The organism is Corallococcus sp. CA047B (assembly GCF_003612065.1).
Lineage (GTDB): Bacteria > Myxococcota > Myxococcia > Myxococcales > Myxococcaceae > Corallococcus > Corallococcus praedator.
On the sequence record NZ_RAWD01000448.1, the window covers coordinates 1 to 6,147 of the forward strand.

Sequence of the window (6,147 nt, forward strand, 5' to 3'; positions counted from 1 at the left end):
GGGCACCTGCGCGAGCAGGGCGTCGAGGGCGTTCGGGGTCTTCATCGCCGCTCCGCATACACCAACGCGCAGTTGGATGCAGCGCCCGTGGCCGGGTAGAACCGCGCTCCGCCATGCGCCTTCCGCCCCTGAACGTCCTGCTGTCCGCCTTCGTACTGCTGGGCACCGCCAGCGCCTGCATCGTGGAAGCCCCCGGAGGCGCCAGCCCCGAGGAGCGCCGCGCGGCCACCGTCTCGCAGGTGCCCCCGCTGTCCATCCGCAGCGGCGCCAACCTGGGCGGCAAGGTGGAGGTGGTGGGCGCTTCGGTGCAGCCGGGCCGCATCCCCGCCGGGGACCAGGCGCGCGTCACCGTGTTCTTCAAGGTGCTCCAGCCCCTGGAGGAGGACTACCTCGTCTTCGTCCATGTGGAGGACGCGGACGGGCGGATGGAGCGCCTCAACGTGGACCACAAGCCCGCGGGCGGGCTGTACCCCACGACGCAGTGGAAGGTGGGGGAGACGGTGAAGGATGAGTTCGTCGTCGCCCTGCCGCAGGGCGCCACGCCGCGCGCGGTGAACGTGTGGATGGGGTTGTGGGAGCCGCGCAATGACTCGCGGCTTCCCATCAACAACCCGGAGGCGGTGCGCAACGACGGCAAGGGGCGCCTGCTGTTGGCGCAGGTCCCCGTGGGCGGATGACAGGGAAAAAAACCGGAGCGGCCCTGTAAGCCGGGTTTTGTCCCCACCCCTTTCGGGATGGGTGATGAACATTCATCTAGGGCCCTGGTTGCCCAGGGGCCTCATCAGCGAGCAACCCGAACGCGTAGGACGGGCCATCCCTGTCCTCTTTCGAGGACGCGTTCCTATTGGCTCTTGCTCCAGGTGGGGTTTACCGAGCCGTCCGAGTCACCCCGGACGCGGTGCGCTCTTACCGCACCGTTTCACCCTTACCCGCCCCCTTGCGAGGACAGGCGGTCTGTTTTCTGTGGCACTTTCCTGCGAGTCGCCTCGACTGGCCGTTAGCCAGCACCCTGCCCTGTGGAGCCCGGACTTTCCTCCCGCCATCCATGCCTGCGATGGCCGGCGTTCACCCGGACCGCTCCGGCACCCACGGGGATACAACAGGGGCCTTCGCGGGTCCACTGCCGGCAAGGCAGGAAGTTCAGGGAGCCCTCGCGACGCCCGGAGGCCTGTCGGGTTCGGACGCGCCGGAACGTCCGGAGCCGCTCGCGGATGAATACCGTTTGAGCGGAGGCGCGGGTGGAAGCGGTCATCTTCACGGGGATCCAGGGGACGGGAAAGAGCACCTTCTTCCAGGAGCGCTTCTTCCACACCCACGTGCGCATCAGCCTGGACCTGCTCAAGACGCGTTACCGGGAGGCCGTGCTCCTGCGCGCGTGCCTGGGCGTGCAGCAGCCGCTGGTGGTGGACAACACCAACCCCACCGTGGAGGAGCGTGCCCGGTACCTCGGGGCCGCGAAGAGCTTCGGCTTCCGGGTCGTGGGCTACTACTTCCAGTCGAAGGTCGCGGACGCGCTCGAGCGCAATGCCCGGCGCTCCGGGGAGCAGCGCGTGCCGACGGTGGGCGTCCTCGGCACCTACAAGCGCTTGCAGGTCCCCAGCCCCGAAGAGGGGTTTGACGCCCTTTTCTTCGTCCGCCTGTCCGCGGACGGCTTCGTCGTGGAGGAGTGGCAACGTGAAGTTCGATGAGCTGGACGAGAAGATGCGCGTCTTTGAAACCGCGCACGACCTGTGCGTGCTGCCCGGCGTCTACATGGTGGCCCGCCTCGATGGCCGCGGCTTCACGCGGCTGACGAAGGAGGTGCACGCCTTCGAAAGCCCCTTCGATGTCCGCGTCCGGGACCTGATGGTCGCGACGACCGGGCACCTGATGAACTGCGGCTTGCGGGTGGTCTACGGCTACACCCAGAGCGATGAGATTTCGCTGCTGTTCCACCCGAGGGAGGACTCCTTCGGGCGCAAGACGCGCAAGCTCAACTCCATCCTCGCGGGCGAGGCCAGCGCGAAGTTCTCCCTGCTCCTGGGCGACCTGGGCGCGTTCGACTGCCGCATCTGCGAATTGCCGAACGCGGAGCTGGTGCGCGACTACTTCCGCTGGCGCAACGAGGACGCGCACCGCAACGCGCTGAACGCGCACGGCTACTGGAGCCTGCGCCGCGAGGGCAAGGGCGTGGAGGAGGCCACGAACGCGATGCTGCGCCTGTCGGTGGCGCAGAAGAACGAGCTGCTCTTCCAGCGGGGCATCAACTTCAACGAACTGCCCAACTGGCAGAAGCGGGGGACGGGCCTCTATTGGGAGACGTACGCGAAGGAGGCCCTCGACCCGAGGACGGGCGAGGCCGTCTTCGCGGAGCGCCGGCGCATCAAGGTCGACTTCGAGCTGCCCATGAAGGATGCCTACAGTGACTTCGTGCGGTCCCTGCTGGAGGCGGCTTGAGTCACCAGAGCTGCATTTCGTGATTGTCCGGGGCATCCCGTCGGTGGCGGTCGCGCGCATCGGTGACAGGCAATGGCGGTGCGCGCACCGCCCGTATGGGGTTTCCACGTCGGGGCGACTGTCTTTGCGCGGGGAGCTTGTCGGGGTGCGGTCCTCCCTGGGGTAGGGATTGCGCCCGTCGGGCCGCATGGCGCAGGATTCCCGCCCGCGCGCCTGCTTCCCGAGGGAGCCGCGCGCCCGTTGTGAGGGGGAAGCACGTGATCATTTTCGGTACCCGGCTGTACGGCAAGGTCGATGCGATTCCGGGCGTAGGCTACGTGGCGACGAAGTTCGGTCACCTCAACTTCTTGCCGCTCCTGCCGACGGAGGGATGGCTCGTGGTGGCCGAGGAGGGCGACGGCTGGCGCGGGCAGTCCATCCCCATCAGCATGAAGTCCGTCCTGGTGGCGTGGGCCCGCACGTTGTTCATCATCGCGGGCCTGCCCAGCCTGCTCCTCGGGCTGGCCGTCTTCTTCGGCGAGGGGGCCGGCAAGGCCGTGACGCCGGGGATCATCGCGGCGGTCTGCATCGGGGGGCTGATTGCCTCGTACCGGTGGACGTGGGTCACGCACGCTTCGCCGGAGCGCGCCCTGGAGATCGCCCGGCAGGCGGGCATCGGTCTCGCGGGCCTGGAGCAGCTTCGCGACCTCTATGCGGAGCCCAAGCCCGCGCCGGTGGTCGCGCCCGCGGAGCGCTGGACGCCCCCGGAATCCTAGCCCCCGCGCCCTCCCGGGGCGGGTGTCCCCGGGCCTGGACCTCGTGCCCCGGGTCCTTCGCGTCCTTCGTTGAAAGACCTGGAGTCCTGCCTTCATGAGTCATGTCGTCGGTATCGATCTGGGCACCACCCACTCGCTGGTGGCGGCGCTCGACGGCGCGGGCCGTCCCACCCTGCTGACCAACCGGCTGGGCCAGCGTCTCACGCCCTCCGTCGTGGGCCTGGACGCGGAAGGCCGGCTGCACGTGGGCGAGTCCGCGCGCACGCAGTTGCTCGTGCACCCCGAGCGCACCGTCGCGGAGGTGAAGCGGCGCATGGGCCGCGACCTGCCGGTGACGTTGGGAGACCGGCGCTACAGTCCCACGGAGATCTCCGCGCTCATCCTGCGCGCGCTGCGTGAGGACGCCGAGCGTGCGCTGGGGGGCACCGTGACGGAGGCGGTCGTCACCGTGCCCGCCTACTTCAGCGATGCGCAGCGCCAGGCGACCAAGGACGCGGGTGAATTGGCGGGGCTCAAGGTGGAGCGCCTGCTCAACGAACCCACCGCCGCCGCGCTCGCGTATGGGGTGGACCACCTGGACGCCGAACAGTACGTGCTTGTGTATGATCTGGGTGGCGGCACGTTCGACGTGTCGGTGCTGGAGATGTTCCAGGGCGTGCTGGATGTGAAGGCGTCCGCGGGCAACAACCAGCTCGGGGGCAGCGACTTCGACCAGCTGCTGGCGGGCTGGCTGGGGGCGCAGTTCGAACGCGCGCATGGTGTCTCGCTGGCAGGGAACCTGGCGGCGCAGGTGCGGCTCAAGGCGGCGGCCGAGTCGGCGAAGATCGCGCTCTCCGCGGTGGACGCGGTGCCGGTCGTCATTCCGTTCCTCGCGCCCGGTCGAGGAGGGGCTCCCGCCTCGCTGGAGGTGGAGGTGACGCGGGCACGGTTCGAGGGGCTGATCACGGAGTTGATCCGCTCCACGCTGGAACCCATGGAGAGCGCGCTGCGCGACGCGAAGCTGTCCCGCAAGTCCATCGCGGAGGTGGTGATGGTGGGCGGCAGCTCGCGCGTGCCGCTGGTGCGCCAGTTGGTGGCGGAGTACTTCGGCCGGGAGCCGCGCGCGGGGGTGAACCCTGACGAGGCGGTGGCGCTGGGTGCCGCGCTCCAGGCGGGGCTGAAGACGGGAGCGATGAGCGCCGCGCGCGGCATCATGATCACCGACGTGTGTCCCTTCACGCTCGGCGTGGAGGTGCAGGCGTCGGTGGGCCGCGAGCGGGTGGGCGGGGTGTTTTCGCCGCTCATCCCGCGCAACACCACGGTGCCGGTGTCGCGCACGGAGACCTTCGCCACCACGGTGGAGGGGCAGCGCTCGGTGGAGATCCGCGTGTTCCAGGGCGAAGGCCGGCTGGTGCGCGACAACCTGTTGCTCGACGAGTACACCGTGGAGGGCGTGCCGCCCGCGCGGGCCGGCGCGGAGAAGGTCGCGGTCACGTTCACGTACGACATCAACGGCATCCTCAACGTCACCACCCGCGTGGTCTCCACCGGCAAGGAGGCGGTGCTGGTGGTGGACAAACGCTCCCAGCGTCTCGGGCCTGAACAGCGATTGGAGGCAAGGGAGCGGCTCGCGCGCGAATGGGGCACGGCACCCGCGGCCGCGGTCCCTGTCTCCGCGCCCGCGCCCGTGGCCACCGACTCCGATGCGTTGCTGGCCGCCGCTGTGGAGCGCCTCGCGTCGGCACCGGCCTCTGTGCGTCCCCGGTTGGAGGCGCTGTGCAATGAATTGCGCGCGGCCCGTGAGAAGGGTGACCGTGTCGCGGTGGCCCGCCTGGACGCTGAACTGACGGACCTGCTGTTTGATCTGGGCTGAGCGCGCGTGCTGCTGACCGAACTCAAGCGCGCGGTGGTGTTGCGACCGTCGGAGTCGTCGCCTCGGTTCGCCCTGGCCGAAGCGCTCTTTCAGGAGCGCGACTTCCGTGGCGCGGCGGAACATGCACGCCGTGCCCTGGACCTGGGGGGAGGGGAGACTGCGCGCCGTCTGCTGTGTGGTGCGTTGACTCGCGACGGGCGCAAGGCGGAAGCGCTCCGTCTGATGGAGGAGTGGGCGCGTCAGGGGCCCCGAGATCCAGTGCTCCGCGCTGAGTTCGTGACGTTGTTGGAAGAGGACCGGCCGGACGATGCGCTCGTGCACGCACTCGAAGGGGCTGAAATCGCTCCTGGGGACCTGGAGGCCTGGCGCGCCGTGGTGCGGCTGTGCGAGCGCACGAACCGGCCGGCGGTGGCCCTTCCCGCGTTGCGGCGTGCTCGCGCGCTCGCGCCGGAGGATCCACGCCTCGCGGAGGCCGTGCTCGGCGCGCGGGCGGCGTTGGGACTGCCTGCGAGCACCGCGATGCTGGATGCGCCCCCGGCGGAGCAGGCCATGCAGGCGCTCGCGCTGCCCACCGCGCACGCAGCGCTCACCCAGGTAGGGCTCGCCGCTGGAATGATGGGGCAGGGCACGAGCACCGGGGCCGGGCTCGCCGCTGGAACGACAGGAGATGGCGCGCGAGCCGAGGCCGGGTTCGCGGCTGCTGGAACCACAGGGCAGGGCGCGCAAATCCAAGCAGGACTTGTCTCCGTCGGATCAACAGGTCCGGGTGCGCTCGCGGAGGCGAAGCGGCGGCTCGTCGTCGCGCCCCCGGCCATCCGTTCCGGCGCGGCCGCGGCCTTCCTGCGCTCCGAACTGCTGGCGTGGGAAGGCAAGCCTTCGGCCCAGGTGGAGGCCGCGCGCCGTTCCGCGCTCGAACTGCCCGGTGCACCGGGCGCCACCGCCGTGCGCCTGGGGGACCAACTGCTCGAAGCGGGCGCCCTGGACGAAGCCCAGGCCCTCTATGCCCGCGCGGCGACGATGGGCGAGGGAGCCGTGGCAGCGGGCCGCGAGGCGGAACTCTCCGAGCGCCGCCGGGCCCTCGCGCGCGATGTCGCCGGGTTGGGC

General features: G+C 70.1%; 5 protein-coding genes, 1 other RNA gene and 1 pseudogene. 6 read left to right on the plus strand and 1 reads right to left on the minus strand.

All coding sequences use genetic code 11. The features are described 5' to 3' along the window. Positions 1-113: 113 nt before the first annotated feature. Positions 114-677, plus strand: coding sequence for a hypothetical protein (locus tag D7X74_RS38495; RefSeq protein WP_120537941.1), 564 nt, complete (start codon positions 114-116; stop codon positions 675-677). 10 nt (positions 678-687) lie between these two features. On the opposite strand, the gene rnpB is transcribed toward D7X74_RS38495, so the two are convergent. After that, positions 688-1,081: RNase P RNA component class A (gene rnpB / locus D7X74_RS38500), an RNA gene on the minus strand. 157 nt (positions 1,082-1,238) lie between these two features. Between rnpB and D7X74_RS38505 the strand changes: the two genes are divergently transcribed. The 5 genes and pseudogenes from D7X74_RS38505 to D7X74_RS38525 all read left to right on the plus strand — a co-directional run. Then, a complete protein-coding gene (locus D7X74_RS38505; protein ID WP_120537942.1) occupies positions 1,239-1,688 on the plus strand; it encodes an AAA family ATPase in 450 nt (149 codons plus the stop codon). Then, positions 1,675-2,436 carry a tRNA(His) guanylyltransferase Thg1 family protein gene (locus tag D7X74_RS38510; RefSeq protein WP_120537943.1) on the plus strand — a complete coding sequence of 254 codons (762 nt, stop codon included), beginning with the start codon at positions 1,675-1,677 and terminating at the stop codon, positions 2,434-2,436. The genes D7X74_RS38505 and D7X74_RS38510 overlap by 14 nt, the downstream gene beginning before the upstream one ends. A 257-nt stretch (positions 2,437-2,693) precedes the next feature. Next, positions 2,694-3,191 carry a hypothetical protein gene (locus D7X74_RS38515; RefSeq protein WP_120537944.1) on the plus strand — a complete coding sequence of 166 codons (498 nt, stop codon included), beginning with the start codon at positions 2,694-2,696 and terminating at the stop codon, positions 3,189-3,191. Between the two features lie 94 nt (positions 3,192-3,285). Further along, positions 3,286-5,043 (plus strand): Hsp70 family protein, encoded by a 1,758-nt coding sequence (locus D7X74_RS38520; protein WP_120537945.1) that lies wholly within the window; start codon positions 3,286-3,288, stop codon positions 5,041-5,043. 6 nt (positions 5,044-5,049) lie between these two features. Then, positions 5,050-6,147: pseudogene (locus D7X74_RS38525) on the plus strand (hypothetical protein); the annotation flags it as partial.